Genomic DNA, 27,000 nt, shown 5'->3' with positions numbered 1-27,000 from the left:
TGCGACCATTCGTCGCATGCTTGACCCATATCAAGCCGATAGGATGGACGTTGCTGCCTAGCAGCATTCCAGTCTGCTGCTATGCAGCATTTTCCACCTTCCATCCAAGGCTGTACGTGAAACACCCCCTCCTTGCGACCCTTACGCGCATTCTCAGCGTCGGCGCGGTCATGCTGCTTGGCGGCTGCAACATGGAAATCCTCTCCCCCAAGGGAGATATCGGCATTCAGGAAAGGACTTTGCTGTTCACGACGACCGGGCTCATGCTCATCGTCGTGATTCCGGTCATCGTCATGATCCTGGTTTTTGCCTGGAAATACCGCGCATCCAACACCAAAGCTGACTACCAGCCCAAGTGGGCCCACTCCACGGCGATCGAAATCGTGGTCTGGACCGTCCCTTGTATCATCGTGGCCATCCTGGCCGTGATCACCTGGCGCTCGACGCATGCGCTGGATCCCTACAAGCCGCTCGTGTCCGAACACAAGCCGGTGACCATCGAGGTGGTTTCGCTGGATTGGAAGTGGCTGTTCATCTACCCCGAGTACGACATCGCCACGGTCAACGAGATCGCCTTCCCGGTCGATGTTCCGGTCAATTTCCGGATCACCTCGGCCACGGTCATGAACTCGTTCTTCATCCCCCAGCTGGGCAGCCAGATCTACTCGATGGCTGGCATGGAGACCAAGCTGCACCTGAACGCGCGCGAAGCCGGCACCTACGCTGGCATCTCGGCCAACTACAGCGGCGCCGGCTTCTCCGGCATGCGCTTCAAGGCCATCGCGATGTCCCAGGACGGGTTCGACAACTGGGTCAAGGAAGCCAAGGCCGCCCCGACCGCACTGACCCCCGAGGTCTATGCAGAGCTGACCAAGCGCAGCGAGCACAACCCGGTCGTCAAGTACTCCTCGGCGCCCCCCGCCATGTTTGATTTCATTCTTGGCAGCACCATGACCAAGATGGCCGGCGTGGACTCCGCCACGTGCACCCCCACGTCGAACAATCTGATCGCAGGAATTAACTAACAATGCTCGGGAAACTCACCCTCGAGGCCATTCCGTACCATGAACCCATCGTCATGGTTACGCTGGCCGCCGTGTGCCTGGGAGGCCTAGCGGTCTTCGGCGCCATCACCTACTTCCAGAAGTGGAAGTACCTCTGGACGGAATGGCTGACCACCGTCGACCACAAGCGCATTGGCGTGATGTACATCATCGTCGCCCTGGTCATGCTGCTGCGCGGCTTCGCCGACGCCATCATGATGCGTACCCAGCTGGCGGTCGCGTCCGCCGACTCGGCCGGCTTCCTGCCGCCGCACCACTACGACCAGATCTTCACCGCCCACGGCGTCATCATGATTTTCTTCATGGCGATGCCCTTCATCACCGGGCTGATGAACCTCGTGGTGCCGCTGCAGATCGGCGCCCGCGACGTGGCCTACCCGTTCCTGAACTCGCTGAGCTTCTGGCTGTTCGGCGCCGGCGTCGCGCTGATGATGATCTCGCTGTTCGTGGGCGAATTCGCCGCGACCGGCTGGCTCGCCTATCCGCCGCTCTCCGGACTGGACTACAGCCCGAGCGTGGGGGTGGACTACTACATCTGGGCGCTGCAGATATCCGGGCTGGGCACCACGCTTAGCGGCATCAACTTCATCGTGACCATCCTGCGCATGCGCGCGCCGGGCATGAGCCTGATGAAGATGCCGATCTTCACCTGGACCTCGCTGGTCACCAACGTCCTGATCGTCGCCGCCTTCCCCGTGCTGGCTGCAACGCTCGCGCTGCTGACGATGGACCGCTACCTGGGCACGCACTTCTTCACGAACGACATGGGCGGCAACGTCATGATGTACGTGAACCTGATCTGGATCTGGGGCCACCCCGAGGTCTACATCCTGGTGCTGCCGGCGTTCGGCGTGTATTCGGAAATCGTCGCCACCTTCGCCCGCAAGACCCTGTTCGGCTACAAGTCCATGGTCTACGCCACGGCCGCCATCGGCGTGCTGTCGTTCCTGGTCTGGCTGCACCACTTCTTCACCATGGGCGCGGGAGCCAACGTCAATGCCTTCTTCGGCATAGCGACAATGATCATCTCGATCCCGACGGGCGCGAAGATCTTCAACTGGCTGTTCACCATCTACCGCGGCCGCCTGCGCATCACGACGCCGGTGCTGTGGACGCTGGGCTTCATGATCGTGTTCGTCATCGGCGGCATGACCGGCGTGATGCTGGCCATCCCCGGCGTGTCGTTCGTGCTGCACAACAGCCTGTTCCTGATCGCCCACTTCCACAACACCATCATCGGTGGCGTGGTGTTCGGCTGCATCGCCGGCATGACCTACTGGTTCCCCAAGGCCTTCGGCTTCAAGCTGAATGAGCGCCTGGGCCGCTACTCGTTCTACTGCTGGTTCGTCGGCTTCTTCCTGGCCTTCATGCCCCTGTACATCCTGGGCTTCAAGGGCATGACCCGCCGCCTGAACCACTACGACAACCCCGAATGGCAGCCGTACCTGCTGGTCGCCCTGGCTGGCGCCGCGCTGATCATGCTGGGCATCTGGTTCCTGCTGCAGCAAGTGTTCGTCTCGATCCGCCAGCGCAAGCAGAACCAGGACATCACGGGCGACCCCTGGGATGGCCGTACGCTGGAATGGGCCATTTCTTCGCCCGCTCCTTTCTACAATTTCGCCCACGTGCCGCACGTTGACTCGCTGGACCAGTTCTGGGAAGACAAGCAGAACGGCAAGGCCTACAAGCGCCCGGCCAAGTACGAAGACATCCACATGCCGAAGAACACCGCCGCCGGCGTATTCATCGGCGCCTTTGGCCTGGTCATGTGCTTTGCGCTGATCTGGCACATCTGGTGGCTGTCCATCGTCGGTTTCGTCGGCATGATCGGTTCGTTCATCGTCCGCGCCTATGACCGCGACGTCGACTACTGGGTCCCGGCCGCGGAAGTCGAACGCATCGAAAACGCTCACTTTGACAAAATGCAGAAGGCCGCCTGAGCCATGATTCAAGCCGTAGCCACTCACCCCCACGCGGGTCACGACGATCACGCGCATCATGATGATGGATCCAAGACCGTATTCGGTTTCTGGGTCTATCTGATGAGCGACTTGCTGATCTTCTCGGTGCTGTTCGCCACGTTCGCGGTGTTGTTCAACGCCACCGCGGGCGGCCCGACGGGCAAGGAACTGTTCGATCTGAAGTTCGTGCTGGTCGAAACGCTGTTGCTGCTGTTCTCCAGCTTCACCTTCGGCATGGCCAACCTGAACGTGCACGCCAACAACAAGAGCCGCGCCATGGGCTGGTTGATGGTGACGTTCCTGTTCGGCGCGGGCTTCATCGCGATGGAAGTCTATGAATTCCATCACCTGATCTCGATCGGCGCCGGCCCGGGCCGCAGCGCGTACCTGTCGGCGTTCTTCACGCTGATCGGCACGCACGGCCTGCACGTCACCTTCGGCCTGATCTGGATCATCGTCCTGCTGGACATGATCCGCCGCCATGGCCTGGACTCGATCAACAAGCGTCGTCTGGCGTGCCTGAGCCTGTTCTGGCACTTCCTGGACATCGTCTGGATCTGCGTCTTCACCTTCGTCTATCTCATGGGAGCCATCTGATGTCGCACTCCGCTGCGGCCGCACACGGCCACGACGATCACGCCGCCGACCACGGCAGCCTGAAGTCCTACATCATCGGTTTCGTGCTTTCGCTGCTTCTCACCTTCGGCTCCTTCGGCCTGGTGATGAACGGCGGACTGTCCCACGCCATCACCATCGCCGGCGTGGTTGCGCTGTGCGTGCTCCAGTTGCTGGTGCAACTGGTGTACTTCCTGCACATGGGCGCATCGAAGTCGGCCCGCGACAACCTGGCCACGTTTGTCTTCACCGTCATGATCATCGCCATCATCGTCGGCGGTTCGGCATGGGTGCTGTACAACATGAACGTCAACATGGGCCACGCCATGTAATGACGGCTCGCCGTTGAAGCAAAAAAAACAGGGCGCCTGCGGGCGCCTGTTTTTTTTTGCGCGGCGATCCTGCGATCGCGTCGGCCTCAGCCGGCCGGCCGCAAGCTCAGCGTCACATTGGCGCGGCGCGCCAGTTCGCTTGCGCTGACCCCCACGAAAGGCTGCACCCGAGAGCGCTGGTTCAGGTCGCAGGCGGGCGCGGCCTCGGCGCCATCCAGCACCTGCTTCACCGCCCGCGCGCCTGCCGGCCCCAGCGGGCCGCCGTCCTGGCTCGCTTGCCAGGCCAGCATGTCGGCCACCGCCGCGCCGCAGCGCCAGGGCGTGCGGTACAGGCCGGCGTCGTGTTCCAGCAGCATTTTTGCCTTGGCCTCCTGGCCCAGCCTCAGCATGATGACCAGCGGCAGCGCGTCGGGGTCGGCCACGCCCTGGATGCGGATGCCTTGATCGGTGCGATCCGACACATCGGCGCCCGCCTGCAGCCATTGCAGGTACAAGTCGTCCGGCAGCCACGGCAGGCTCAGCGGCGCGATCCGGTTGGCCAGCACGCCGGTCGCGTCGGAGGCCTGCGTCAGCGGCACGCCGGCAGCCAGCAAACGCGCCGCCGTGGCGCGCAGCCGGGCGCGCAGTTCGTCCCAATCCGGGCCGCTCTGTTTGATCGCCGCACGGACCTCGACCTGGTTCCACACGCTCAACAGGCTGGACAGCGATTCCGGCGTCAGCGGCGCCTGCGGCTTGCCTGCGGCCTGGACCAACTGGTCCACCAGCGCCGGCTGCATATAGCGCGCCGCCAGGCTCAGCGCTTCGTTCAGGCCGTTGCGCTCCAGCGCCTTGCCCTCGCCGTAGCCGCCCACGGCCGGATCCGCGCCATGGGCCAGCGCGAAGCTCACCCGCTCGGGAATCGGATAGGCCACCCCAGGCGCCAGCTCGCCGCCGGGGGATTCACGCAGGGCTTCCAGCAGCGGCGTTTCCCACATCGCTCGGTTGCCGTAGTACATGCGCACGTAGGCGGCGTTGATGTCCGCGCCCTTGTCCAACAGCTTTTCGGCGTACCAGAAGTTCTTCGTGCTCTGCATGGCGGCATGCAGCAACGAGCGCCCGTTCTTCTCGCGGGCGTTCGGATTGGCCCCCTTGTCCAGAAGATAGAGCAGATTGTCCTTGTCGCCGCTGTAGTAGGAAATGCGCCGCATCAGCAGCGGCGTGCCGCCGCTGTCCACGGCATCCACGGGCGCGCCTGCGGCGATCAGCGTGTCGGCCAACGCATAGCGCTCGGCGTCCGGCCGCGAGTCCTGACCGTCCGGCAGCGCGCTGGCCAATAGCGGGTAGCCGTTGTTGGAGCCGTCGGCCCGGGCGCCTGCCGCAAGCAATATACGCACGATCTCCAGCTGCTTGCGCGCTACCGCGACGGCCAGCGCCGGCGTGCCGTTTTCGTTGACGCCGTTGGGGTCTTGCCCGCGCGCCAATTCAGCCTGCACCGCGGCGACATCGCCGGCCTGGATCGCCTGGAAGATGGCCAGGCGCGGCCGGCAGGCCGCCGCGTCCAGGGCCGGCACGCCGAGCGCCGCGCCGATGCGGCCGGCGATGTTGCCGGGAATGGGTTCCTGCGCGGCCAGCCGGCGCGAGCAATACTGCCGGTAATCCTCGCGCGCCAAGGCCTCGAAATGGCCGCGCTTGTCGCCCGCCTTTCCTGCCTGCTGCCAGCGTGCATCGGCGCGGTTCAGGTACGCCGCCGTGCGCGCCGGATCGCGCCGCAGCACCTCGCCGAGAAAGAGGTCGGCTTCCTGCGCCTCGCCCGATTCGGCCAGCCAGAAGCCGTAGTCGTTGAAGGCCGTCAACACCTCGGGATCCTTGCCGGTGGGATCGACATCCCGATAATCGTTGCGCCAGAAGAAGCTGCGCAGCTCTCCCAGCGCGCGCCGGAACTCGGCGGTCTGCGCACGCGGAATGCCGCGGACATGCCGGTGCACGTCCAGCAGCCCGGCCTTCAGGTCCGGCCGCGGCCGATGCTCGAAGCTGATGGATTCGGGAAACGTCTTCAACAAGTCCGGGTAGTCGGCCAGCGGCGGCCGCAACGCCGCCAGGATCCGGGCTTTGCGCGCATCATCCCAGGGCTGGTCGCTGCTCACGATCGCGGCGGAATTATCCGCGGTCACCTCGTAGGCACTGCCCTCCTCGTCCACCAGAAAGCCGGTCACCCACAGATCGCCATCGTAGGAATAGCCCACCCAATAATGGCTTTCCCCGTCGCGAGGCATCCTGACCCTTACGCTCTCCTTGTCGGTCTTGATTCCGGTGGGCGAGTACATCACCAACGGTCCGGAACGAAAATCCGGCCTGAATTTCCCACCCGGTTCCCGCACATAGCGGTACAGGTACAGCCGGCTCTGCAACTCTCCGACCAGCACCGCGTCCTTGAGGTTCTCGGTACCCCACACGCGCTTCTCGGGTTCCCGCAGCGGATAGCGCGACAGGCGGGCGGACTCGATGACGGCGCCGATATCGGAAGCCATCGCCCACTGCGGCGCGGCGGCCAGGCCGGCCAGCGCCAACGCGACGGCGCCGAACAGGCGGGAGACTGCGGGACGGAACGGACGCGGCATGCGGAAGCTTCTGGGGACGGATGGAAAGAGGCCGATGATACGCGCCTTCCCGGTCCCGCCACGCCCCCCCTGCGATACCGCAAAGACTGCGGACAGCTTTCGTTATATATTGAACAACATAACGACTTCATTAACAGTTTAATAATCCCGCGGACGACGCAACCCCGACCATGCACGCCGTTTCCATCGCCCCCGCACCAGCCCCGGCCGACAGCGCCGGTCCCACCTTGCAGTTCGCCGGCGCGCTGCTGCGCCATGCGCCGCCCGGCCATCCCGACGCGGGATTTTTCGCCACGGTCATCGGCAAGAGCCTGGCCTGCGGCGACCTGGGACGCTGCGGCCTGTCGACCCGGGAACTGGAAGGCCTGATCGCGCGCCTCTTCCCCGGCGCGCTGACGGGCCATGATCCCGCGCTGGCGGACTTGCGCGAGCAAGCCGCCATCTACCCGGCCCGCGGCATGGATGCCGCTCAAACCGAATTCACGCGTCTGTTGCGCGCGCTGCTGGACACCTGGGCCGCCCCCGGCGCAGGCACCACGCCCTGGGTCAGCAGCGTGCTGACCCAGGCCTGTCTGCGGCCCGACCATCTGTGGCGGGACCTGGGCCTGTCGGGCCGCGAGGACGTGACTTTCCTGCTGGCGCGCCACTATCCGGGACTGGTGGTGCGCAATGTGCGCAACCTGCGCTGGAAGCAGTTCCTGGCCTATTCCGCCTGTGAACAGGCGGGCCTGCCGCCGGCCGCGGCGCCGGGCTGTCCGGCCTGCGAGGACTATGGCTTCTGCTATCCGGACATGCCGGACTGAGGCCCGGCTTCAGAACCGGTACGTTGCCCCCAGGCCCGCTCCCAGACTGCGCCCGGCTGCCGGTTCGTAGTAGCGCCCATTGGTCTCGTTGACGATCACGGACCCGGCGTAGCGGCGGTCGAACAGATTGTCCACGCGACCATAAGCGTTCAGTTCCCAGGCCCCCGCCTTGAACACATAGCCCGCGCTCAAGGCCGCCACGAAATAGGCGGGCGCATCGCCGTCGTTGGCGTCGTTCACGTAGATCTTGCTGAGGAAACGCCCTTCCACCGTGGCCTGCCAACCTTCGGGCGGCGCCCAGGCCAGCGAGGCGAAGGCGGCCTGGCGCGCGATGCCGGGGATCTTGTTGCCGGCGCGGATGTCGCCGGGTCCGTCATCGGCATAACGCGCATTCAGCCAGGTATAGGCGAGCTGCGCGCGGCCGTGACGGGCGAATTCGCCGGACCAGCCCAGTTCCACGCCGTCGCGCCGCGTGCGGCCGGCGTTCTGGTACGTGGTCCGTCCGCCCGAGCTGCCCGCGGAGACGATCTCATCTTCGGTGCCCGTATGGAACACGGCGGCCGTCAGCAGGCCGCCTGCCAGGTTCGCCTTCACGCCGGCTTCCAGGTTGGTGCTGAGCGCGGGGGCCAGCCCGAAATTCAAGCCGGGCTGGCCCCCGGGCCGATACGAGATCTCGTTGAGCGTCGGCGTCTCGAAGCCCCGGCCATATGACGCGTAGAAGCTCAGATCGGTGTCCGGCGCATAGCGGATGGCCGCCACCGGCAAGGCCTTGCGATAGCGCGCGTCGCCGCTGTCGTCGACGTTGCCCGGCGCGAGGTAGTGGTCGTTGGAATCGAAGCTGACGGTGCTGAAGCGCAAACCCGCGTCCAGCGTCCAGCGCGGCGACACCTGCCAGGAAGCCTGCAGATAAGGATCGGCGTTGTAGACGGTATTGGTCTCGTCGCGCCGCAGCGCCCCCTGCACGCCCAGTTGGCGGCTGGCGCCTGCGCCGGTGTAGTTCTGGTAGCCCTTGCGGTCTTCGCGCATGGAATCGTAGGAAAAGCCGCCGATCACGGTCAGCGGCCGGCCCGCCATCGTCAGCTCGGAGGTCCAGCGCAGGTCCGCCCCGCCGTATTGCCGCTTCAGGTCGATGACGCCGCCGGCCTGGGTGGGCGCCGTCTGCGCGGCAGGAGGAATGGCTTGGTACTGCGTGGTGTCGCGCTGGCCGTAATAGACCATCACCCGCAAGGTATTGCGGCTGTCGACCTGGCGCTCGTAGATCGCCCCGCCCTGGGTCTGCCTGACCGTCTTGCGGGTGTCGTACTGCTCGGCCAGCGGCGCCGCGCGCGGATCGTCCTGGAACTGTTGATAGGTCAGGCCCAGCGGATCCTGGGCCTTGAGATCCACGCTGTTGGCCACGAGGGTCAGGCGGCTGGCGTCGTCCAGCTGCAGGCCCAGCTTGGCGTTGCCCAGGTTCTTGCGGGCGGCGCTGTGGTCGCGGTAGCCGTCGGTGGTGAAACGGGTCAGGTCCAGCACGTAGTCCAGTCCGCCGCTGGCGCCGTTGGCGCGGGCGCCGTAGCGCCAGGTGCCGTAGCTGGCGCCCCAGCCGCTGGCCGTGAGCGACGGCGGCGCCACGCCATCCTCGGTCGACACCTGGATCACGCCGCCCGAGGAATTGCCGTACAGCGCCGAAAATGGCCCCCGCAGCACTTCGACGCTGCCGATGGAGCCTATGTCGATGTTCGAGGTCTGCCCTTGCCCGTCCGGCATGGTGGCCGGGATGCCGTCCACGTACAGGCGCACGCCGCGCACGCCGAAGGTGGAGCGCGCGCCAAAGCCGCGGCTGGAGATCTGCAGGTCCTGCGCGTAGTTCTGGCGGTTCTGGATCTGCAGGCCGGGTACGCCGGCCAGACCCTCGGACAGGTTGATGCCGGGCTGCTGCAGGCGCATGGCCGCACCCTCCACCACGTTGACCGAAGCGGGGGTATCCAGCACCGCGGTACCCAGGCGCGTGCCCGTCACCACCACCGCGGGCAGGAGCGGTTCGGCTTCCTGCGCCCAGGCGATTCCGGTCGGCAACGACGCCAGCAGGCCATGCACGGCCCAATGCCCCACGCCCGTACGCCACCACTGCCGCTGCGCCAAACACGCCTCCTGTAGGGGCCGCGGCGGGAATCGGTTCTAATACCCGCCATGGATAACTTGCAAGACATCGAACGCCGCCTGCTGGAGCTGGAGGTCAAGGCCAGCTTCTCGGACGATATGCTGGAACAGCTCAACCAGATCATCGTGCGCCAGCAACAGCAGATAGACCGGCTGATGCGCGAAGTGGCCGACCTGCGCCAGCAGGCGCCCGAGGGCGGCGCCCCCTTCCGCAGCCTGCGCGACGAAATTCCGCCGCACTACTGACGCTGCGCCTGCGGTACGGGCGGCGCGTCCGCGCTGCCTTCCCCCTATCAACGCCCCAAACCGCATGGAATCGCCGTATTCCAGGCTTGCTCACGCCTGAAAATCCGTCCCCGATTCCATCAGTGGAAAATATATCCCAATAAATTAGCTATCTTTCCACTGATGGGAATATCTTTTACCAATATACGGGTTTATCCCTAGTCCGATTCAGCGCACTATTGAGCCATCGGGAAACAGCAACGAACCAGACGGATAGGCCGCCGATTCGCTCCCAAAGCTCTTGAAATCGGAGATTTACCATGAAGACCCTCGCTACCGCTTTGATGATGTCCCTGGCCGCGCTAAGCGCCGGCGCCTACGCCGCCTCGCCCAACATCGAACCCAACAACGTCCCGTTCCAGGGCGTCTACGGCACGCCTTATGAAGGCCCGACCCGCGCCCAGGTGCAGGCCGAACTGGCCGCTGCCAAGGCTGCCGGCCAGATGGCTGAAGTGGAACCGAACAACGTGCCCTTCCAAGGCGTCTACGGCACGCCCCACACCGGCAAGACCCGCGCTGAAGTGCGCGCCGAACTGGCTGCCGCCCGCGCTGCCGGCCAGATGGCCGATGTGGAACCGAACAACGTGCCCTTCCAAGGCGTCTACCACGCCAACTGAGCGCACGCGGATTTACCCCTCCCCTTGTTGTACCTTGGCCGCCAGCTTCTGGCGGCCTTTTTTCGCCTGCGCAAGGCATTGTTCCATCCGTTCGCGTACTATCGCCCCAAGATCAGGCATAACACTACGACTCAACAGGGAGCCCATCTTGAAACACACTCGCGTTCTCGCCTCTTTGCTGGTGGCTTGCGGCATTGCCGCGCCGGCCTTTGCCGCACCTCCGGTGATGCTGAACAATGCCATCATCACGCAGATCCCCAAGGCCGATCAGCCCTCCTACCGTGACGCCGTGGTGCAGGCGCTGAACAACTCGGCCGACGGCCAGCGCACCCAGTGGAGCAGCACGCACCAGCCGCGCAAGGCGCCGCCCATCACGGTGCAGCTGACCCCCACGCAGACCAGCAAACTCAAGGACGACCGCGTCTGCCGCTTCCTGGTTGGCGATTTCGCCCGCGGCGCCACCACCGAAAAGTGGCAGTTCTGGTTCTGCAAGCAGCCGGACGGCACCTGGAAGGCCAGCAGCAACTAAGCGCGCCGGACTCCAGCGCCCGAGCGCATAAAAAACGCGCCGCTCCATCCAGGGATGGGGCGGCGCGTTTTTTTCGCCTGGTCCGCGCGCCGCAAGGGCGCGCAAGCAGGATCAGGCCGAGGCTTCGACGCGGTTGGCGTCCAGCACCGTCATCGCGGTCATATTGATGATGCGACGCACGGTGGAGCTGGAGGTCAGGATGTGCACCGGGGCGTTGGCGCCCAGCAGGAACGGACCCACTGCCACGTTGCCGCCTGCGGCCGTCTTCAACAGGTTGTAGGCGATGTTGCCCGAGTCCACGTTCGGGCACACCAGCAGATTGGCCTCGCCCTTGAGCGAAGACGAGGGCAGGATGCGCATGCGCAGCGCTTCGTCCAGCGCGCAATCGCCGTGCATTTCACCGTCGATCTCAAGTTCCGGCGCGGCCTGACGCACCAGTTCCAGCGCGCGGCGCATCTTCGCGCCCGAGGCCGAACTGCCCGAACCGAAGTTCGAACGCGACAGCAGCGCGACCTTGGGCGCCAGGTTCATGCGCGCCATTTCCTGCGCCGCCATCACCGTGAACTCGGCGATCTGCTCGGCCGAGGGTTCATCGTTGACGTGCGTGTCCACCAGCACCACCGTGCGCTCGTTGAGCAGCAGGATGTTCATGGCGGCGTACACGTTGTGGCCAGGACGGCGGCCGATGACCTCGTCCACGAAGCGCAGGTGGTCGTGGTACGCGCCCACCGTGCCGCAAACCATGCCGTCGGCGTCGCCCAGGTGCACCATCATCGCGCCGATCAGGGTCAGGCGGCGGCGCATTTCCACGCGCGCCATTTCCTTGGTGATGCCGCGGCGGCACATCAGTTCCCAGTACGTGGTCCAGTACTGGTGGAAGCGCTCGTCGTATTCCGGGTTGGTGACTTCGACGTCCTCGCCCAGACGCAGGCGCAGGCCGAACTTCTCGATGCGCGACAGCAGGACGGCGGGACGGCCCACCAGGATGGGACGGGCCAGGCCTTCGTCCACGATCACCTGCACCGCGCGCAGCACGCGCTCGTCTTCGCCTTCCGTGAACACGATGCGAGACTTGCCGCCTTCGCGCACGATGCGCTTGGCCGCCGAGAACAGCGGCTTCATGAAGGCGCCCGAGTGGTACACGAACTGCTGCAGTTGCTCTTCGTAGGCTTCCAGGTCCGCCAGCGGACGCGTCGCCACGCCGCCTTCCATTGCGGCCTTGGCCACCGCCGGGGCGATGCGCACGATCAGGCGCGGATCGAAGGGCTTGGGAATCAGGTATTCAGGACCGAACGAAATATCGTAGGTGCCATAGGCCGCGGCCACCACTTCGTTCTGCTCTTCCTCGGCCAGCTCGGCAATGGCGTACACCGCCGCCTTTTCCATTTCGCGGGTGATGGTGGTGGCGCCCACGTCCAGCGCGCCGCGGAAAATGTAGGGGAAGCACAACACGTTGTTGACCTGGTTCGGGTAGTCCGAACGGCCGGTCGCCATGACCACGTCGTCGCGCACCGACTGCGCCACTTCCGGCAGGATCTCGGGCGTGGGGTTGGCCAGCGCCAGGATCAGCGGGCGCGGACCCATGGCCGCAACCATTTCCGGCTTGAGCACGCCGCCGGCCGACAGGCCCAGGAACACGTCGGCGCCCTGGATCACTTCGGCCAGCTTGCGGGCGTCGGTCTTCTGCGCGAAGCGCGCCTTGTCCGGGTCCATCAGCACGGTGCGGCCTTCGTAGACCACGCCTTCGATGTCGGTGACCCAGACGTTTTCCAGCGGCAGGCCCAGGTCCACCATCAGGTCCAGGCAGGCCAGCGCGGCGGCGCCTGCGCCCGAAGTCACCACCTTGACCTGCTTGATGTCCTTGCCCACGACCTTCAGGCCGTTGATGAAGGCGGCCGAAACGGTGATGGCCGTGCCGTGCTGGTCGTCATGGAAAACGGGGATCTTCATCCGCTCGCGCAGCTTGCGCTCGACGGTGAAGCACTCCGGAGCCTTGATGTCTTCGAGGTTGATGCCGCCGAAGGTGGCTTCCAGGCCCGCGATGATCTCGACCAGCTTGTCCGGGTCGGTCTCGTTGATTTCGATGTCGTACACGTCCAGGCCGGCAAACTTCTTGAACAGCACCGCCTTGCCTTCCATCACCGGCTTGGAGGCCAGCGCGCCGATGTTGCCCAGGCCCAGCACCGCGGTGCCGTTGGTGATCACGCCCACCAGGTTGCCGCGGCCGGTGTACCGGTACACATTGGCCGGATCGGCCACGATTTCTTCACAGGCCGCCGCCACGCCGGGCGAGTACGCCAGGGCCAGGTCGCGCTGGTTGACCAGCGGCTTGGACGCCACGACGGAGATCTTCCCCGGGGTGGGGAACTCGTGATAGTCCAGTGCTGCCTGGCGATCCGATTGCGTATTCATGGGGCTGAGCCTCCTAGTCTTGATATAGGAAAAATTCTAGGCTCCAATACATAAGCAGATCATTCAACTTTAATATCGTCCCATAATCTTTACCTTATGCATCGCCTATGACAGCCTTTGATCCGGACCTGGTTATCCGGAAACTGACCTCGCGGCTGAAGATGCGCCACCTGGTGCTGCTGCTGCAGATCGAGCAGCACGGCTCGCTGACCCGGGTGGCCGAACACATGGCCACCAGCCAGCCGGCCGTGACCAATGCCCTGGCCGAACTGGAAAGCATGTTCGACGTGCCCCTGTTCGAACGCTCGGTGCGCGGCATGACGCCCACGCCCCTGGGCGCGGTGGTGCTGGCGCGGGCCCGCGCCCTGGTCCACGACCTGGGCCATCTGGTCCAGGAAATGGAGGCCGTGGCGGCCGGCCATGCCGCCCATCTGCACATCGGCGTCATCCCCTTCGTGTCCGGCCAGATGCTGTCGTCCGCCATCAGCCGCACCCTGCCCCAGGGCCGCCGCATCACCGCCACCATCCACGAAGGCCAGGGGCCGGCGCTGCTGCGGCAGCTGCGCGACCACACGCTGGACCTGGTGGTGGGCTGGGCCACGCCGTCGGTGGACATGGACAACCTGGGCTTCGAGGTGCTGTACCACCAGCAGCCGCGCCTGATCGCCAGCCGCCGGCTGGCCGCCCGCCTGGGCCGCTCGCGGCTGGAATGGAACCGGCTGGCCGACCTGGACTGGATCCTGGGCACGCCGGACAGCCCGATCCGCGAACAGGTGTCCGAGATCTTCCTGCGCGCCGGGCTGGCGCCCCCGACGCCGTCGGTGCAAAGCGACTCGTCCAAGCTGATCGGCGAAATGATCGTGGCCAGCGACCGCGCCGTCGCCATCCTGCCCGCCGACATCGCCGACGAACTGGTGCGCATCGCGGGCGCGGCCATCGTGCCGTATTCCTTCGACTGGACCCTGCCGCCGATCGCGCTGTTCACGCGCGCCGACGGTCTGCGCCGCAACGTCGACGCGCTGTTCGCCGCCGCGCTGCGCGAGGCCTATACCAAGGGTGCGCGGCCGCCCGCCTGATCCGCGCCCAGCGGGAAAATTGCCAACAAATGCAAATACGCTCGCGCCGCGGCGGCGCGCCCTCCTATACTTCCCGCGCCAAGCAACAAGCAGGAGGGCACGCAGTTTGTTCACACTTCCGCCTATCAACCCGGGCCGCGGCGCAATCGCCCTCCTCACCCTCGCCGCGCTTGCCGGATTGTCCGGCTGCAATTCGCTGCTGAACGAAGGCACGGGCGCCGCGGCCGGTATCGCCGGCACCGCCATCGCCAACAAGGTCACTGACAACGCCACCGTCGCCACCGGCATCGGCCTGGGCGTGCAGGCCGGCGCCAAGGCCGCGTTGGCCTACGCCCAGCGCAAGACCCGCGGCGAAGAACAGGACGCCATCGCCATGGCCGCCGGCCCGCTGGCGGTCGGCAAAGTGGCCAACTGGCAGGTCAAGCACGAGCTGCCCATCGAAAGCGACGCGCAAGGCCAGGTCACGGTCAGCCGCCTGATCGGCGGCGTGGACCTGGAATGCAAGGAAGTGGTCTTCTCCATCGACACGCCGGCCGACAAGGCCGGCGCCGATCCGCAACGCGAGTTCTACGTCACCACCGTGTGCCGCGACGGCAAGCACTGGCGCTGGGCCAGCGCCGAACCCGCCACGGCCCGCTGGGGCTCGCTGCAGTGAGGCGCGCCGCAAGCCTGCTGGCGCTGGCCGCCTGCCTGGGCCTGGCCGGTTGCCAGAGTTCCTCCATCGGCGGCGCGGCGGGCGCCGTGGTCGGCACCGTCAGCGGCGCAGCCACCGCCAATCCGGTCGCGGGCTACGCCATCGGCGTCACGGTGCAGGCGGCGGTGGATGCCACTGTGAAATACGTGCTGCGCGAGTGGAAGAACGACCAGCAGAACGTCATGGCCAATGCGGCGGGCGCCCTGCCCATCGGCCAGGTGCGCCAGTGGGAAATCCGCCACGCGCTGCCGGTGGGCAGCGAGCGCGGCGGCATCCAGGTGGTGCGCGACATCGCCACGCCCTTGACCCACTGCCGCGAAGTGCTGTTCACGGTGGAGCAAAAGGACGCACCCGCGCCCGCCTACTCCAGCATGATCTGCCAGCAGCCGGGCGGCCAGTGGAAGTGGGCCGCGGCCGAACCCGCGGTAGCGCGCTGGAACGGCCTGCAATAGCCTGAACGCGGGGCGCCGGCCCCTTGATCGCGCCCGGGCGGGCGGGTGATACTGCCTGCAAGCCCCTTATCCCAGACTCCCCATGAACGCAGGCCAGTTCGTCATGCAGCGCAGCGCCCTCGCCGGCGTGCAGGCCGTGGCCGCGCACAGCCGGCATGCGTTCGCGCGCCACACGCACGAGCAGTTCGGCATCGGCGTCATGCGCCAGGGCGCCCAGGTCTCGCACAGCGGCCGCGGCCAGGTCGAGGCCGGCCCCGGGCACGTGATCACGGTGAACCCGGGCGAAGTGCATGACGGCGCCCCCATCGGCGATGGCGAACGCGCCTGGCAGATGCTGTATCTGAATCCCGAGGTGGTGGCGCAGGCCGCGGCCGAACTGGGCGCAAGCAGGCTCGGCTACGAATTCGAGCACCCCGCGCAGGACCGCCCCGCGCTGGCGCGCGACGTGCTGGCACTCTATGCCCAGGCCACCGCCGACGCAGCGCCGCTGGCCTGCGATGCGCTGCTGCTGCGCATCCTGGCGCAGGCGCGCGACCGCGATGCCGAGCGCCTGGCCCGGCCTGCGCGCGCCACCCCCGACGCCATCCGCCATGCCCGCGCGCTGATCGACGACGACCCGGCGGCCTCGCTGTCGCTGGCCGACCTGGCCACGGCCAGCGGCCTGAGCCGCTACCAGGTGCTGCGGGCCTTTGCCCGCGACACCGGCCTCACGCCCCACGCCTACCAGGTGCAGCGGCGCCTGCTGCTCGCGCGCAGCCTGATCCGGCAGGGCTCGGCGCTGGCCGATGCCGCCGCCGCGGTCGGCTTTGCCGATCAGAGCCACATGACCCGGTTGTTCGTGCGCGCCTACGGCGTATCGCCGCGGCGCTACGCGCTGGCCGCGGCCTGATCCCTGCAATTTCGTTCAAGACCCGGCCGCGCCCGGCCGCTTAGCCTGTGCGCTTCTCTCTGAAAGAGCGCGGATCGGATCATGAACAATCGAATGCGGGGCTATTGCTATCTGGCGGCCGCCATGGCGCTGGTGGGCAGCACGGTAGCCGCCAGCAAGATCATCGGCACGGGCTTGCCGCCCTTCACCGCGACGGCCTTGCGCTTCGCCATCGCCTTGCCCTGCTTCGCGCTGCTGATGGCGTTGACCGGCGCGCGCCTGCCGCGGCTGGAGCGGCGCGACTGGCTGCTGCTGGCCGTCCAGGCCATCGCCGGCAGCGTCGGCTACACCGCGCTGCTGATCGCTGGGCTGCAGCGCGCGTCGGCGGTGGACGGCGGCATCATCCTCGGCACCTTGCCGCTGGTCTCGGCCGCCATTGCCATCCTGCTGCTGGGCGAACGCCCGGGCAAAGCCACGCTGGCCGCCATCATCGCCGCCGCCTTCGGCGTCTGGCTGATGATGCGCCATTCGGCCGGCCAAGGCGGCGCGCGCTCGCTGGCGGGCAACGCGCTGATCCTGGGCGCGGTGCTGTGCGAAGGACTATTCATCCTGTTGAACAAACGGCTGCGCCAGCCGGTGGCGCCGCTGGCGCTATCGACGCTCATGACGGGCTTCGGCCTGGCGTTCTCGGCCGTGGCGAGCGTGGCGGAAGCGCCCTGGAACCTGGACTTGCCCGCGCCGGCGGTGGCCGCGGTGGCCTACTACGCGCTGGTGCCCACCGTGGGCGGCTTTCTGCTCTGGTATGCGGGCGCGGCCCGCGTCAACGGCGCCGAAGCCGCCTTGTTCACCGCGCTGGCGCCGGTGTCGGCGGTAGCGCTTGCCGCCGGACTGCTGGGCGAGTCCCTGGCTCCCGCGCAGTTGGCCGGCATGGCTTGCGTGCTGGGCGCGGTGCTGATGTTGGGCGGGTCCGGGCTGCGCTCGCGCGGCCGGCGGCTACGCGCCGGGCCCGCAGCCGCTGGCGAACAAGCCCCCAGCGGCCCTAGCCGCGGCTGAAGGCCAGCGCAAACTCGTCGGAAAAAATATCGGCCAGCGAACGCCGCAACGCGGCCGCGCGCTCGGCGCCGTAGGCCGCCTCGAAGCGGCGCTGCGCATCCTTCCACAGCCGCTTGGATTCCGCCAGCTTGGCGCGTCCCGCATCCGTCAGCGCCACGCGGCGGCTGCGGCCGTCCAGCGGGTCGCGCGACATCTGCACGTAGCCGTCGCGCTCCAGCGGCTTGAGGTTGTGCGCCAGCGCCGACCGGTCCAGCACCATGATGCGCGCCAGGTCCGTCATCGACGGCGTGCCCGCGCGCGCGATGTGCACCAGGATGGAATGCTGCGACACCTTCAGGCCGCAGGGAGCCAGCACCGTGTCGTACAGCTGCGACACGCGCCGGGTCGCCTTGCGCAACGCGGCGCCGTTGCAGACTAACGGATCGGGTGCAACGGAAGCGGCGGAAACGGAGGGCTGTTCGTCGGACATGACAGGCGCAGGAAGAGGAGGACGGCGAGGACTCAACGCTACCGCCGGCATGGACTCGAGTCTAGCTCAATCTTGACTTTTATTGGCATATGCACGTAAATATTCGAACGCCACCCAAGGGTTCCTTCCGATGTCCGCGCCCCCGCCGCCCCGTCCCGCCAACGCGCGCCTGCAGGCCATGCTGCACGCGCCCATCGGCCCCACGCTGGCGCGCCTGGCGTGGCCGAACATCCTGATGATGCTGGCGCAGTCTTCCACGGGATTGATCGAGACCTGGTTCCTGGCGCGCCTGGGCACGCCGGTACTGGCGGGCGTGGCCTTGGTGGTGCCGGTGTTGATGCTGATGCAGAACATGTCGCAAGGCGCGATGGGCGGCGGCATCTCGGCCGCGGTGGCAAGATCGCTGGGCGGCGGCCGGCAGCGCGAGGCGGACCAGCTGGTACTGCATGCCGTGGTGCTCAACGGCCTGCTGGGCCTGGCGTTCTGCGCACTGCTGCTGCTTGGCGGTCCGTGGCTGTACCGCGCACTGGGCGCCGAGGGAGAGGCGCTCGAGGCCGCCCTGGCCTACTCCGACGTCATCTTCGGCGGCATCGTCCTGATGTGGCTGATGAACGCGTTCGCCAGCGCCATCCGCGGCACCGGCAACATGCTGGTGCCCGGCGCCGTGATCTGCGGCGGCGCCCTGCTGCTGATCCCGCTGTCGCCGTGCCTGATCTTCGGCTGGGGGCCTTTTCCCGCGCTGGGCGTGGCCGGCGGCGGCTGGGCGCTGGTGATCTACTACGCCCTGGGCGCGCTGATCCTGGGCCTGTACTGCGCCAGCGGACGCAATGCCGCGCGGCTGGTGCCCAGCCGCCTGTATCCGGGCCTGATGCGCAACATCCTCAGCGTGGGCGCGCTGGCCACCATCAACCCGCTCCTGACCAACGCCCTGGTGGCGCTGACGGCGGCTCTGGTCGGCGCCTATGCCGGTACCGCGGCGGTCGCCGGCTATGGCATCGCGGTGCGCCTGGAATACCTGCTAATGCCCATCGCCTTCGGCTTGGGCGCGCCCATGGTGGCGATGGTCGGGTCCAACATCGGCGCGGGCCAGCCCGAACGCGCGCTGCGCATCGCCCTGACCGGCGGCGCGATGGCCTTTGTGCTGGCCGAGACCATCGGACTGGCGGCGGCGTTCTTCCCCGAGGCCTGGCTGCGCCTGTTCGGCGCGCAGGATCACATGCTGGAAGCCGGCGCCAGCTACCTGCGCACGGTCGGCCCGGTCTACGGCTTCTTCGCCCTGGGATTCTCGATGTACTTCGCCTCGCAGGGCGCCGGCCGCCTGAAATGGCCGCTGATCGCGGGGTTCCTGCGCCTGCTGCTCGGCATCGGCGCCGGCGCCATTGCCTTGCGCCTGACGGGATCGATGGGCCTGTTCTTCGCCATCGCGGCGCTGGCGATGTGCGTCTATGGCCTGGTCATCCTCGGCGCCGTCGCGTCGGGCTCCTGGTTCGACCGCCCGGCCCAGGGCTGGCGCCGGCTGTTCGCGCGCTCCTAGCGGTCCGGGCGCGCAGGCGCGTCGCGCAGCGCGTACTCCACCAGCGCTGCCGCGTAGGCCGGCAGCGTGTCGCGCACGCACAGCACCAGGTCGCGCGCGGCCCAATCGTCGGCCAGCGCCACGCGCCGCACGCCCGCGGCCCGGCCATAGCGCGCCGCCGCCACGCGCGGCACGATGGCAATACCCACGCCCTGCCCCACCATCCGGCACACGGCATCGAAACTGCGCAACCGCACGCGGTACGACAAGGCCTTGCCGCCGCGGCGCGCCTGATGCGCGATGTGTTCCTGCAAGGCGCTGCCCTCGACCAGCCCGACGAACTCCTGGTCGGCCACGTCGGCCAGCAGCACCGACTGACGGCCGGCCAGCGCGTGCTCCGGCGGCACGATCAGCGTCAGGGGATCATGCCGGAAGGTCTGCGTGCGCAAGCCCTGCAGGTCAGCGGAATCCGCCAGCACGCCGATATCGCAGGTGCCTGCCCGCAACGCGTCGGCGATCTCGTGGCTCAAGCGTTCCTCCAGGTCCACCGAGACGCGGGGATGGTCCTTGAGAAACGCGCCCAGCACCGGCGGCAGGTATTCGCTCAAGGCCGTGGTGTTGCACAGCACGCGCACCAGCCCCTTCAATCCCAGGCCGTAATGGTCCAGCTCGCCGCGCATGCGGTCCATCTGCGCCAGCACCACGCGCGCATGGTGCGCCAGCGTGCGGCCCGCCGGCGTGGGCTCGACCCCGCGCGGCTCGCGCAGCAGCAGCGGCACGCCCAGCGTGTCCTCCATGCCGCGGATACGCTCGCTGGCCGATGCCAGCGTCATGTGGGAGCGCTTGGCTCCCGCAGTGATGGAGCCGGTTTCCTGTACGTTGAGGAACAGCCGCAGATCGGTGAGATCGAATCGCATGCGAAAAGCGTAGCACGGCAACCCTCAGGCTGTGCCATAGGCCAACTACGCAAGATCCCGATACCGGTTCCAGGGCGCCGCGGATGACAATCAAGTCTCGCCCCTTCCAATCCAGGGAAATTCCATGAAAACCATCACGCCGCAGCGCCACCGGGTCCATTGGCCCGCTCTTGTCCTGCTGGCCCTGAGCCTGCACGGCTCAGGCCTGGCCGTAGCCGGCAGCCTGGACCCGCACACCACGCCCGCGCAGAAATACGCGCTGGCGCTGGAAGCCCAGACCCAGGGCGATTACGCCGCCATGACACAGTGGCTGCGCGCGGCCGCCAGCGACGGTCACGCGCCAGCGCAGCGCATGCTGGGCATCGCGCTGCTGGGCGGCCCGGCGCTCTACGGAGAGTCCCTGCGCGCCGACCTGTGCGAGGGACGGCGGTGGCTGCTGCGCGCGGCCCGCCAGGACGGCAAGGGCGCGGACGATGTTGCCTACGCCCTGTTCGGCCGTCCGCGCGACGGCCTCACCGTCCCCTGCGAGCCCGCATGAACCTCCTGGACCTGTTTCCCGGCGGCACGCCGACGCTGCTTGCCGTCACCGTATCGGTATTCATCCTGGCCGGCGTGGTCAAGGGCGTCGTGGGGCTGGGACTGCCCACCATCTCCATGGCCATGCTGGCGCTGGTCATGGCCCCGGCCCAGGCCGCGGCATTGCTGATCGTGCCGTCCCTCATCACCAACCTCTGGCAGGCCCGGCCTTGGGCCATGCTGCCCCAGGTGCTGCGCCGCATCGGCGCCATGCAGGCCGGCGTCTGCGCCGGCACGATAGGCGGTGCGCTGTGGCTCGGTCCGCCTTCGGGGCATTGGGCCAGCGTATGCCTGGGGCTGGCGCTGGTGGCTTATGCCGCCTGGGGCCTGTTCGGCTCGCCGCCCAGGGCGCCGCGGCGCCATCAAGGGCTGGTGGGCGTATCGGTCGGCGCCATTACCGGGGTCATCACTGCGGCGACCGGCGTGTTCGTCATCCCCGCGGTGCCTTATCTGCAAGCCCTGAACCTGGGCAAGGACGGCCTGATCCAGGCCATGGGCATCTCGTTCACGGTGTCCACGGTGGCGCTAGCGATCGGCCTGGGCGTCAACGGCGGCTATGCGCCTGAAGACGCCGGCGCGTCCTTGCTGATGCTGCTGCCCGCGCTGGCCGGCATGGCGCTGGGCACATGGCTGCGCGGCAGGATGTCGGCGCAGGCCTTCAAGCGCTGCTTCATGGTGAGCCTGGCACTCCTGGGCGCCTACCAGGCGGTGCAAGGCTGGACGGCCTGAGACCGGCCGTCGGACGGAAAGTCAGGCGGCCATCCGCCTTTCGTCCACGAAGCCAATCGACACGGACATCTCGCGCCAGCGCGCCAACTCCTGCTGCACGGTCTGGATCTTGGCGCGCGCCTGGTCGAAGGCGTCGCGCCCCAGGAACAGGTGCAGGGGCGCATATTGCGCCTGGGCCGCGTTGATCAGCGTGCGCGCCATCTTGGCCGGATCTCCGTCCGCGTCGCGCGCCTGCGCATTGCGCGCCGCCTGCTCGGGCGCTTGCTCGCCGTCCTCGATGCGCAGCGCGCCTGGATAGACCAGCGACACCCGGATGCCGAACGGCGCGGCCTCGGCGGCCAGGGCTTCGGTCAGGCCGCTGACGGCGAACTTGGCGGCGCTATAGGCGCCCCAATCGGCCCGGCCGCCATCAAAGCCCAGGATCGACGAGATATTGAACACGTGGCCGCTGCGCTGCGCGCGCATGCGTGGCAGGGCCGCGCGGATCACGTTCAGCGTGGCGAACACATTGATGTCGAAGGTGTCGCGCAAGTCCTCGTCCGGCAGGCTGTCCAGCGCGCCGCGCAGGCCATGGCCCGCGTTGTTCACCACCACGTCCAGCCCGCCGAAGGCAGTCACCGCGGCATCCACCGCGCGTTGCACCTTGCGCTCATCGGCCAGGTCCACCGTCAGGGGCAGGAACCGCCCCTCCAGCTTGGCGCCCACCGCGTCCAGCAGCGCATCGCCGTCCTGCGAGGTCGCCGCGACCTTGTGGCCCAAGTCCAGCAACATCTTCACCAGGACCAGGCCCAGCCCCGCGGATGCGTCCGTCACCAACCAGATTTTTTCGGTATTCATGCGATTCCCTTCCCTTGCGTGTGCTGCCGGCAACGCGCCCGGCAGCGTGGCGGAGCCAGCGCATCCGCAATGGACTCGCCGCCCCGACCCTGGAAGAGATGGTAAGAATCGCCAGCCTGCGCGTACAGGCTCGTTCTTGCGTGAAACCTGCCTATTCCTGCAATGCTGTGTTCCGCTCGCGCTCAGCCCAACGCGCTGCGGTAGTGCTCGCTATCGAATGCCGGCGCGCTTGCCGCTTGCGGCGCGGCTGACGGTTCCTGCGCCGCGCCGGGCGTCTCGACGCCGAAGAGAGAGAGTTCCGCGTTGACCAATGCCAGTATGAAATTTGCCATGATGACTCCTAGGATTTTGCGTCCGGACCGGCGCGGGCCGCGCAGGTCTTATAGAGGACATGGATGCCATGGTGCGGGCCTGGCCGCGCGCCGTCCATTTGCTTTACTCAATGGCGCCGATTGACGGGATGCAAGCCGGGAGACGCCCGGGCCTGGAATGACGGATAATTCGGGGTGTTTGCCGCAGCGCTGCGGGAAACAGCACTTTTCTTGGGCCTAGCGCCCGCCCGCATTCGGAGTCAGTCATGCATCGCGGTATCGAGGCGATCGAAAAATTCATGGAATCTGTCGGCCTGGCCTGGCGCCCCGGCTCGACCGCGCGCGCCGAACTCAAAGTCAGCTACCGCATCGGCAATACCCGTCCGCTGGGCATAGACCGCACGCTGGTCGAATTCCACTGCGATGCCAAGCGCGCCAAGGTCTGGGTGCCGGAATTCTCGCGCACCAGTTTTCATCAATGGTTCGAAGTGCCCTACCAGGAGTTCGAATTCACCCCTGGCGGCTCGATGCTGAAGATCAAGGCCCCGGCGCGCGGCAACGCCCCGCCGTACAGCGTGGGCATCAAGCCCCTGGCCTGAGGCCTGCCTCTGCCGCCCGCGGCGGCAGCGTCCATTACAGCTGCTTGTACATGATGGTGGTGCCGTCCAGCTTGGCGGCATCATGCGGATCGCGGCTGAAACCCGGTATCACTCCCACCGTCTGGTAGCCCTGCGACGCATACAGCGGCTCGGCGCTATCGCCCGTGCGCGTGTCCAGCGTGATCAGGCTGCGGCCCTGACGCACCGCCATGGCTTCCGCCTCGGCCAGCAGGGCGCGGGCGATGCCGCGGCGGCGAAAATCCGGATGCACCAGCAGCTTGCGCACCTCGGCGCGGTGGGGTTGATTGGGCGGCGTGTCCCAATCCAGCTGCACCGACCCCGCGACGCGTCCGTCCTGGCGCGCCACCCACAGCGCGGACTTGCCGCCGGCGATCGCCGGCAACACCTTGGCGCGCCAGAAGGCCTGCGCCTCGTCCGACGAATACGGCAGTACGAAGCTCACGCTGGCGCCGCCCTGCACGCAGGCGCGCAGCAGCTCGGCCAGCTCGGGCACGAGAACGTCGGCGGCATCCGCCGACAGCAGGGTCAATTCAGGATTCGGATGGGACATGATGGACTCAGACGATGAAGAGCAGATAACGGGCGCCGCAATGCGGCGGGGTTGAGAATTCGCTGGCGCCAAACAGCTGGTAGCGCAGGCAGTCGCCCTGCGACAAGCCATGCGCCTGCCCGTCGACGGTGATGGCCAGTTCGCCTTCCAGCATCAGCAGATGGTGTTCAAGCCCCGGCCGGGGCGACCGCTCGTAGGCGATGCGCGTGCCGGGCTCCAGTTCGCACGCCAGCACCTCGCCCGCCAATTGCTGCGCGGGCGGTGACACCGAGCGGCGGCGGAATCCCGCACTGGCGTCCACCCACACGGCCTGCGCCTGCTGCGGCACCAGCGGCACGAAATCGTCCTCGACCATGAGCATCAGGCGCGACATGGTCATGCCATAGGCCGCGCACAGCTTGCCCAGCGCGCTGGCGGTCGGGCTGACCTCGGCGTTCTCCAGGCGCGACAGGGTGGCGCGGCTGAGACCGGCGCGGGCGGCCAGCTCGTCCAGCGACCAGTTGCGCTCCTGGCGCAACGCCTTGAGCCGGCCGGCGATGCGCCGGTCCAGATCGGCGTCGGGTTCGTTTGAATTTTCCATATTAGAGAATTTCTCTCAAATACGGAAATACGTCAAGCGCCGCGGACGAACCGCCGCCGCAACCAACCCGCGCCGCGATTTCGGCACAATACGGGTCATGCACCTGGCCAAACCCCTGATGATGACCGCCCTTTGCCTGAGCCTCCTGAGCGGCTGCGGCTTGCCGCCGCTGGACAACCGCAGCGTATCCCACGCCCTGACGCCCGAGGCGTCGCAGGACACCGCCCTGGGCCGGGCCATCGCGCCGCTGGCCGCCGAACATCCCGGCAAATCGGGCATCCACCCCCTGCCCGACGCCTACGACGCCTTCGCCGCCCGCATGCTGCTGGCGCGCGCCGCCGAGCGCAGCCTGGACGTGCAGTACTACATCTGGCACAAGGACATGACCGGCACCATGCTGCTGGAAGCCCTGCACGTCGCGGCCGACCGCGGCGTGCGCGTGCGGCTGCTGCTGGACGACAACGGCACCTCCGGGCTGGACGAGGAACTGGCCGCCCTGGACGCGCACCCGAACATCGAGGTGCGGCTGTACAACCCCTTCGTGCTGCGCTGGCCCAAGTCCCTGGGCTACGTGACGGACTTCAGCCGCCTGAACCGCCGCATGCACAACAAGTCCTTCACCGCGGACAACCAGGCCACCATCATCGGCGGGCGCAACATCGGCGATGAGTACTTCGGCGCGGCCAGCGGCGTGCTCTTCACCGACCTGGACGTGTTGGCCATCGGCGCCGCGGTCAATGACGTGTCGACGGATTTCGACCGCTACTGGGCCAGCGACTCTGCCTACCCGGTAGACCGGCTGCTGAAGAAGACCAGCCCCGGCGAACTCGACGAACTGGAACAGGCCGCCACCCGGGTCGAGCGCTCTCCCGAAGCCGCCGCCTATGCCGACGCCATGCGCAAGCTGCCCTTCATCCAGCAACTGCTGCAAGGCCAGCTGACACTGGAGTGGGCCGACACGCGCATGGTCAGCGACGATCCGCGCAAGACGCTGGGCACCGCGCCACCCGAGGCGATGCTGCCGCATCAGCTGCATGAAATCATCGGCACCCCCACCACCGATCTCGAACTGGTGTCGCCCTATTTCGTGCCTACCGCCGTCGGCACCGAGTCCTTCGGACAAATGGCGCGCAGCGGCATCAAGGTCAAGGTCCTCACCAATGCGCTCGAAGCCACGGACGTCGCCGTGGTGCATTCCGGCTACGCCAAGCGCCGCAAGGACCTGCTGGCCAGCGGCGTGGAACTCTACGAAATGAAGCGCATGGGCGCCGAAGTCGAACGCAACAAGAGCATGGGCCCCTTCGGCAGCTCGGGCTCGAGCCTGCATGCCAAGACCTTCGCCGTCGACGGCCAGCGCATCTTCGTCGGCTCCTTCAACTTCGACCCGCGCTCGGCCAAGCTCAACACCGAACTGGGCTTCGTCATAGACAGCCCCACGCTGGCGCGCCGCATCGCCGACGCGTTCGACAATGACCTGCCCAAGTCCGCCTACCGCGTCTGCCTGGACGACAAGGGCCAGCTCTATTGGCTGGAGCAGCGCAACGGCGACACCATACGGCACGACACCGAACCCGGCACCACGGTGTGGCAGCGCCTGTCGGTCTGGTTCGTGTCGCTGCTGCCGCTGGAACCGCTGCTGTAGGCTGACATGGCTGCCAACCTGGACCTGTTTGGCGAGAACGGCGACGATGGCGCCGCGCACGGCGGGCGCGTCGTGCTCGGCCCGCAATCCGTGGTGCTGCGCGGTTTTGCCCTGCCCGTGATGGACGCCCTGCTCGCCGGGGTCGATGCCGTGACCGCCCAGGCGCCCTTCCGGCACATGGAAACGCCCGGCGGCTACACCATGTCGGTGGCGCTGACCAATTGCGGACAGCTGGGCTGGACCAGCGACGCGCGCGGCTATCGCTATGCGCGCATCGATCCGCTTTCCGGCCAGCCCTGGCCCGCCATGCCGCAGGCCTTTCTGCAGCTGGCGCAAGCCGCCGCGGCCGAGGCCGGCTTTCTCGGCTTCGAGCCCGACGCCTGCCTGGTCAACCGCTATGAGCCCGGCTCGCGCCTGTCGCTGCACCAGGACAGGAACGAACGCGACTACGGCGCGCCCATCGTCTCCGTGTCGCTGGGCATGCCCGCCATGTTCCTCTTCGGCGGCGACCAGCGCGCCGACAAGGCCAGCCGCACGCCGCTGTTCCATGGCGACGTGGCCGTATGGGGCGGCGTCGACCGGCTGCGCTACCACGGCATCATGCCCATCAAGGACCTGCCGCATCCGCGGCTGGGCAGCCAGCGCATCAACTTCACCATCCGCCGCGCCGGCTGAGCCCCCGCCGCGACATGAGGGTTCCCCGCGTCTGGCCGGCCGCGAGCGGCGGCTCTACTATTGCGCACCCCTCATGCTCCG

Annotated in this window: 28 protein-coding genes; 19 read left to right on the top strand and 9 right to left on the bottom strand. The window is 67.3% G+C overall.

All coding sequences use genetic code 11. The features are described from left to right. Nucleotides 1-116 precede the first annotated feature (116 nt). Genes cyoA through cyoD form a run of 4 tightly spaced genes read left to right on the top strand, consistent with a single transcriptional unit; the run spans nt 117 to nt 3,972 of the window. Nucleotides 117-1,025 carry a ubiquinol oxidase subunit II gene (cyoA, locus tag IAG39_RS05960; protein ID WP_054451657.1) on the top strand — a complete coding sequence of 303 codons (909 nt, stop codon included), beginning with the start codon at nt 117-119 and terminating at the stop codon, nt 1,023-1,025. 2 nt (nt 1,026-1,027) lie between these two features. Further along, nucleotides 1,028-3,004 carry a cytochrome o ubiquinol oxidase subunit I gene (gene cyoB / locus IAG39_RS05955; protein ID WP_118934925.1) on the top strand — a complete coding sequence of 659 codons (1,977 nt, stop codon included), beginning with the start codon at nt 1,028-1,030 and terminating at the stop codon, nt 3,002-3,004. A 3-nt stretch (nt 3,005-3,007) separates the two neighbouring features. Then, nucleotides 3,008-3,622, top strand: a complete 615-nt coding sequence (gene cyoC, locus IAG39_RS05950; RefSeq protein WP_042794897.1) for a cytochrome o ubiquinol oxidase subunit III — start codon at nt 3,008-3,010, stop codon at nt 3,620-3,622. Next, complete coding sequence (gene cyoD, locus IAG39_RS05945) at nt 3,622-3,972, top strand: cytochrome o ubiquinol oxidase subunit IV (RefSeq protein ID WP_054451659.1); 351 nt, start codon at nt 3,622-3,624, stop codon at nt 3,970-3,972. Before cyoC ends, cyoD begins: the two co-directional genes overlap by 1 nt. Before the next feature lie 86 nt (nt 3,973-4,058). On the opposite strand, the gene IAG39_RS05940 is transcribed toward cyoD, so the two are convergent. After that, entirely contained in the window at nt 4,059-6,569 is a 2,511-nt protein-coding gene (locus tag IAG39_RS05940) for an ankyrin repeat domain-containing protein (protein ID WP_118934923.1), read from the bottom strand. Between the two features lie 170 nt (nt 6,570-6,739). On the opposite strand from IAG39_RS05940, the gene IAG39_RS05935 reads away from it, so the two are divergent. Further along, a complete protein-coding gene (locus IAG39_RS05935; protein ID WP_118934921.1) occupies nt 6,740-7,372 on the top strand; it encodes a nitrogen fixation protein NifQ in 633 nt (210 codons plus the stop codon). A gap of 9 nt (nt 7,373-7,381) precedes the next feature. On the opposite strand, the gene IAG39_RS05930 is transcribed toward IAG39_RS05935, so the two are convergent. Then, complete coding sequence (locus IAG39_RS05930) at nt 7,382-9,466, bottom strand: TonB-dependent receptor (protein ID WP_118934931.1); 2,085 nt, start codon at nt 9,464-9,466, stop codon at nt 7,382-7,384. A 78-nt stretch (nt 9,467-9,544) separates the two neighbouring features. On the opposite strand from IAG39_RS05930, the gene IAG39_RS05925 reads away from it, so the two are divergent. From IAG39_RS05925 to IAG39_RS05915, 3 genes are all read left to right on the top strand, one after another. After that, nucleotides 9,545-9,760, top strand: coding sequence for a SlyX family protein (locus IAG39_RS05925; protein ID WP_059377677.1), 216 nt, complete (start codon nt 9,545-9,547; stop codon nt 9,758-9,760). Between the two features lie 299 nt (nt 9,761-10,059). After that, on the top strand, nt 10,060-10,416 hold the full coding sequence (locus tag IAG39_RS05920; protein ID WP_042794901.1) for a DUF4148 domain-containing protein: 357 nt from the start codon (nt 10,060-10,062) through the stop codon (nt 10,414-10,416). Between the two features lie 148 nt (nt 10,417-10,564). Beyond that, entirely contained in the window at nt 10,565-10,945 is a 381-nt protein-coding gene (locus IAG39_RS05915) for a hypothetical protein (protein ID WP_118934919.1), read from the top strand. 111 nt (nt 10,946-11,056) lie between these two features. On the opposite strand, the gene IAG39_RS05910 is transcribed toward IAG39_RS05915, so the two are convergent. Beyond that, nucleotides 11,057-13,357 (bottom strand): NADP-dependent malic enzyme, encoded by a 2,301-nt coding sequence (locus IAG39_RS05910; RefSeq protein WP_054451665.1) that lies wholly within the window; start codon nt 13,355-13,357, stop codon nt 11,057-11,059. Nucleotides 13,358-13,464: 107 nt separating this feature from the next. Between IAG39_RS05910 and IAG39_RS05905 the strand changes: the two genes are divergently transcribed. From IAG39_RS05905 to IAG39_RS05885, 5 genes are all read left to right on the top strand, one after another. Next, entirely contained in the window at nt 13,465-14,433 is a 969-nt protein-coding gene (locus IAG39_RS05905; protein WP_059378848.1) for a LysR substrate-binding domain-containing protein, read from the top strand. A 106-nt stretch (nt 14,434-14,539) separates the two neighbouring features. Next, on the top strand, nt 14,540-15,088 hold the full coding sequence (locus IAG39_RS05900) for a hypothetical protein (RefSeq protein WP_118932981.1): 549 nt from the start codon (nt 14,540-14,542) through the stop codon (nt 15,086-15,088). Further along, on the top strand, nt 15,085-15,579 hold the full coding sequence (locus IAG39_RS05895) for a hypothetical protein (protein ID WP_118932980.1): 495 nt from the start codon (nt 15,085-15,087) through the stop codon (nt 15,577-15,579). Before IAG39_RS05900 ends, IAG39_RS05895 begins: the two co-directional genes overlap by 4 nt. An 82-nt stretch (nt 15,580-15,661) precedes the next feature. Then, complete coding sequence (locus tag IAG39_RS05890) at nt 15,662-16,468, top strand: AraC family transcriptional regulator (protein WP_118932979.1); 807 nt, start codon at nt 15,662-15,664, stop codon at nt 16,466-16,468. 81 nt (nt 16,469-16,549) lie between these two features. After that, the gene (locus tag IAG39_RS05885; RefSeq protein WP_118932978.1) at nt 16,550-17,500 is read left to right on the top strand and encodes a DMT family transporter; all 951 of its coding nucleotides are present in this window, start codon (nt 16,550-16,552) and stop codon (nt 17,498-17,500) included. Here IAG39_RS05885 and IAG39_RS05880 read toward each other — a convergent pair. Further along, complete coding sequence (locus tag IAG39_RS05880; protein ID WP_059378842.1) at nt 17,487-17,969, bottom strand: MarR family winged helix-turn-helix transcriptional regulator; 483 nt, start codon at nt 17,967-17,969, stop codon at nt 17,487-17,489. The genes IAG39_RS05885 and IAG39_RS05880 overlap by 14 nt on opposite strands. A gap of 130 nt (nt 17,970-18,099) precedes the next feature. Here IAG39_RS05880 and IAG39_RS05875 point away from each other — a divergent pair, with 130 nt between their 5' ends. Then, nucleotides 18,100-19,503 carry an MATE family efflux transporter gene (locus IAG39_RS05875; protein WP_118932977.1) on the top strand — a complete coding sequence of 468 codons (1,404 nt, stop codon included), beginning with the start codon at nt 18,100-18,102 and terminating at the stop codon, nt 19,501-19,503. Here IAG39_RS05875 and IAG39_RS05870 read toward each other — a convergent pair. Then, nucleotides 19,500-20,399: a LysR substrate-binding domain-containing protein gene (locus IAG39_RS05870; RefSeq protein WP_118932976.1), complete on the bottom strand. Its 900-nt coding sequence runs from the start codon at nt 20,397-20,399 to the stop codon at nt 19,500-19,502. The two genes, IAG39_RS05875 and IAG39_RS05870, sit on opposite strands and share 4 nt — an antisense overlap. A 124-nt stretch (nt 20,400-20,523) precedes the next feature. Here IAG39_RS05870 and IAG39_RS05865 point away from each other — a divergent pair, with 124 nt between their 5' ends. Together IAG39_RS05865 and IAG39_RS05860 are read left to right on the top strand one after the other, a co-directional pair. Continuing rightward, nucleotides 20,524-20,937, top strand: coding sequence for a sel1 repeat family protein (locus IAG39_RS05865; RefSeq protein ID WP_165867858.1), 414 nt, complete (start codon nt 20,524-20,526; stop codon nt 20,935-20,937). Then, nucleotides 20,934-21,704: a sulfite exporter TauE/SafE family protein gene (locus tag IAG39_RS05860; RefSeq protein WP_118932975.1), complete on the top strand. Its 771-nt coding sequence runs from the start codon at nt 20,934-20,936 to the stop codon at nt 21,702-21,704. Before IAG39_RS05865 ends, IAG39_RS05860 begins: the two co-directional genes overlap by 4 nt. Nucleotides 21,705-21,725: 21 nt before the next feature. Here IAG39_RS05860 and IAG39_RS05855 read toward each other — a convergent pair whose 3' ends face one another. Continuing rightward, nucleotides 21,726-22,541, bottom strand: a complete 816-nt coding sequence (locus IAG39_RS05855) for an SDR family NAD(P)-dependent oxidoreductase (protein WP_118932974.1) — start codon at nt 22,539-22,541, stop codon at nt 21,726-21,728. A gap of 182 nt (nt 22,542-22,723) precedes the next feature. Then, complete coding sequence (locus IAG39_RS05850) at nt 22,724-22,873, bottom strand: hypothetical protein (protein ID WP_165867857.1); 150 nt, start codon at nt 22,871-22,873, stop codon at nt 22,724-22,726. A 245-nt stretch (nt 22,874-23,118) separates the two neighbouring features. Between IAG39_RS05850 and IAG39_RS05845 the strand changes: the two genes are divergently transcribed. After that, on the top strand, nt 23,119-23,451 hold the full coding sequence (locus IAG39_RS05845; RefSeq protein WP_059378829.1) for a hypothetical protein: 333 nt from the start codon (nt 23,119-23,121) through the stop codon (nt 23,449-23,451). 34 nt (nt 23,452-23,485) lie between these two features. On the opposite strand, the gene IAG39_RS05840 is transcribed toward IAG39_RS05845, so the two are convergent. Continuing rightward, nucleotides 23,486-24,022, bottom strand: a complete 537-nt coding sequence (locus tag IAG39_RS05840) for a GNAT family N-acetyltransferase (protein WP_059378828.1) — start codon at nt 24,020-24,022, stop codon at nt 23,486-23,488. Nucleotides 24,023-24,029: 7 nt separating this feature from the next. Next, nucleotides 24,030-24,602 carry a helix-turn-helix domain-containing protein gene (locus IAG39_RS05835; RefSeq protein ID WP_059378827.1) on the bottom strand — a complete coding sequence of 191 codons (573 nt, stop codon included), beginning with the start codon at nt 24,600-24,602 and terminating at the stop codon, nt 24,030-24,032. Nucleotides 24,603-24,699: 97 nt separating this feature from the next. On the opposite strand from IAG39_RS05835, the gene IAG39_RS05830 reads away from it, so the two are divergent. Then, entirely contained in the window at nt 24,700-26,244 is a 1,545-nt protein-coding gene (locus IAG39_RS05830; protein ID WP_118932973.1) for a phospholipase D family protein, read from the top strand. Between the two features lie 6 nt (nt 26,245-26,250). Next, nucleotides 26,251-26,919, top strand: a complete 669-nt coding sequence (gene alkB, locus IAG39_RS05825) for a DNA oxidative demethylase AlkB (protein WP_118932972.1) — start codon at nt 26,251-26,253, stop codon at nt 26,917-26,919. Nucleotides 26,920-27,000 lie beyond the last annotated feature (81 nt).

The sequence above is a fragment of the Achromobacter xylosoxidans genome (assembly GCF_014490035.1).
GTDB lineage: Bacteria > Pseudomonadota > Gammaproteobacteria > Burkholderiales > Burkholderiaceae_B > Achromobacter > Achromobacter bronchisepticus_A.
This window is presented reverse-complemented; position numbering and strand designations above follow the sequence as displayed.

What these genes read in the sequence shown, in the direction of transcription:
- IAG39_RS05880 (WP_059378842.1), bottom strand. Translation starts at nt 17,969, where the DNA reads ATGTCCGACGAACAGCCCTCCGTTTCCGCCGCTTCCGTTGCACCCGAT.
- IAG39_RS05925 (WP_059377677.1), top strand. Translation starts at nt 9,545, where the DNA reads ATGGATAACTTGCAAGACATCGAACGCCGCCTGCTGGAGCTGGAGGTC.
- IAG39_RS05845 (WP_059378829.1), top strand. Translation starts at nt 23,119, where the DNA reads ATGCATCGCGGTATCGAGGCGATCGAAAAATTCATGGAATCTGTCGGC.
- IAG39_RS05920 (WP_042794901.1), top strand. Translation starts at nt 10,060, where the DNA reads ATGAAGACCCTCGCTACCGCTTTGATGATGTCCCTGGCCGCGCTAAGC.
- IAG39_RS05905 (WP_059378848.1), top strand. Translation starts at nt 13,465, where the DNA reads ATGACAGCCTTTGATCCGGACCTGGTTATCCGGAAACTGACCTCGCGG.
- IAG39_RS05935 (WP_118934921.1), top strand. Translation starts at nt 6,740, where the DNA reads ATGCACGCCGTTTCCATCGCCCCCGCACCAGCCCCGGCCGACAGCGCC.
- IAG39_RS05835 (WP_059378827.1), bottom strand. Translation starts at nt 24,602, where the DNA reads ATGGAAAATTCAAACGAACCCGACGCCGATCTGGACCGGCGCATCGCC.
- IAG39_RS05885 (WP_118932978.1), top strand. Translation starts at nt 16,550, where the DNA reads ATGAACAATCGAATGCGGGGCTATTGCTATCTGGCGGCCGCCATGGCG.
- IAG39_RS05875 (WP_118932977.1), top strand. Translation starts at nt 18,100, where the DNA reads ATGTCCGCGCCCCCGCCGCCCCGTCCCGCCAACGCGCGCCTGCAGGCC.
- cyoD (WP_054451659.1), top strand. Translation starts at nt 3,622, where the DNA reads ATGTCGCACTCCGCTGCGGCCGCACACGGCCACGACGATCACGCCGCC.
- alkB (WP_118932972.1), top strand. Translation starts at nt 26,251, where the DNA reads ATGGCTGCCAACCTGGACCTGTTTGGCGAGAACGGCGACGATGGCGCC.
- cyoB (WP_118934925.1), top strand. Translation starts at nt 1,028, where the DNA reads ATGCTCGGGAAACTCACCCTCGAGGCCATTCCGTACCATGAACCCATC.
- IAG39_RS05830 (WP_118932973.1), top strand. Translation starts at nt 24,700, where the DNA reads ATGCACCTGGCCAAACCCCTGATGATGACCGCCCTTTGCCTGAGCCTC.
- IAG39_RS05865 (WP_165867858.1), top strand. Translation starts at nt 20,524, where the DNA reads ATGAAAACCATCACGCCGCAGCGCCACCGGGTCCATTGGCCCGCTCTT.
- IAG39_RS05860 (WP_118932975.1), top strand. Translation starts at nt 20,934, where the DNA reads ATGAACCTCCTGGACCTGTTTCCCGGCGGCACGCCGACGCTGCTTGCC.
- IAG39_RS05840 (WP_059378828.1), bottom strand. Translation starts at nt 24,022, where the DNA reads ATGTCCCATCCGAATCCTGAATTGACCCTGCTGTCGGCGGATGCCGCC.
- IAG39_RS05870 (WP_118932976.1), bottom strand. Translation starts at nt 20,399, where the DNA reads ATGCGATTCGATCTCACCGATCTGCGGCTGTTCCTCAACGTACAGGAA.
- IAG39_RS05890 (WP_118932979.1), top strand. Translation starts at nt 15,662, where the DNA reads ATGAACGCAGGCCAGTTCGTCATGCAGCGCAGCGCCCTCGCCGGCGTG.
- IAG39_RS05910 (WP_054451665.1), bottom strand. Translation starts at nt 13,357, where the DNA reads ATGAATACGCAATCGGATCGCCAGGCAGCACTGGACTATCACGAGTTC.
- IAG39_RS05850 (WP_165867857.1), bottom strand. Translation starts at nt 22,873, where the DNA reads ATGGCAAATTTCATACTGGCATTGGTCAACGCGGAACTCTCTCTCTTC.
- cyoC (WP_042794897.1), top strand. Translation starts at nt 3,008, where the DNA reads ATGATTCAAGCCGTAGCCACTCACCCCCACGCGGGTCACGACGATCAC.
- IAG39_RS05940 (WP_118934923.1), bottom strand. Translation starts at nt 6,569, where the DNA reads ATGCCGCGTCCGTTCCGTCCCGCAGTCTCCCGCCTGTTCGGCGCCGTC.
- IAG39_RS05855 (WP_118932974.1), bottom strand. Translation starts at nt 22,541, where the DNA reads ATGAATACCGAAAAAATCTGGTTGGTGACGGACGCATCCGCGGGGCTG.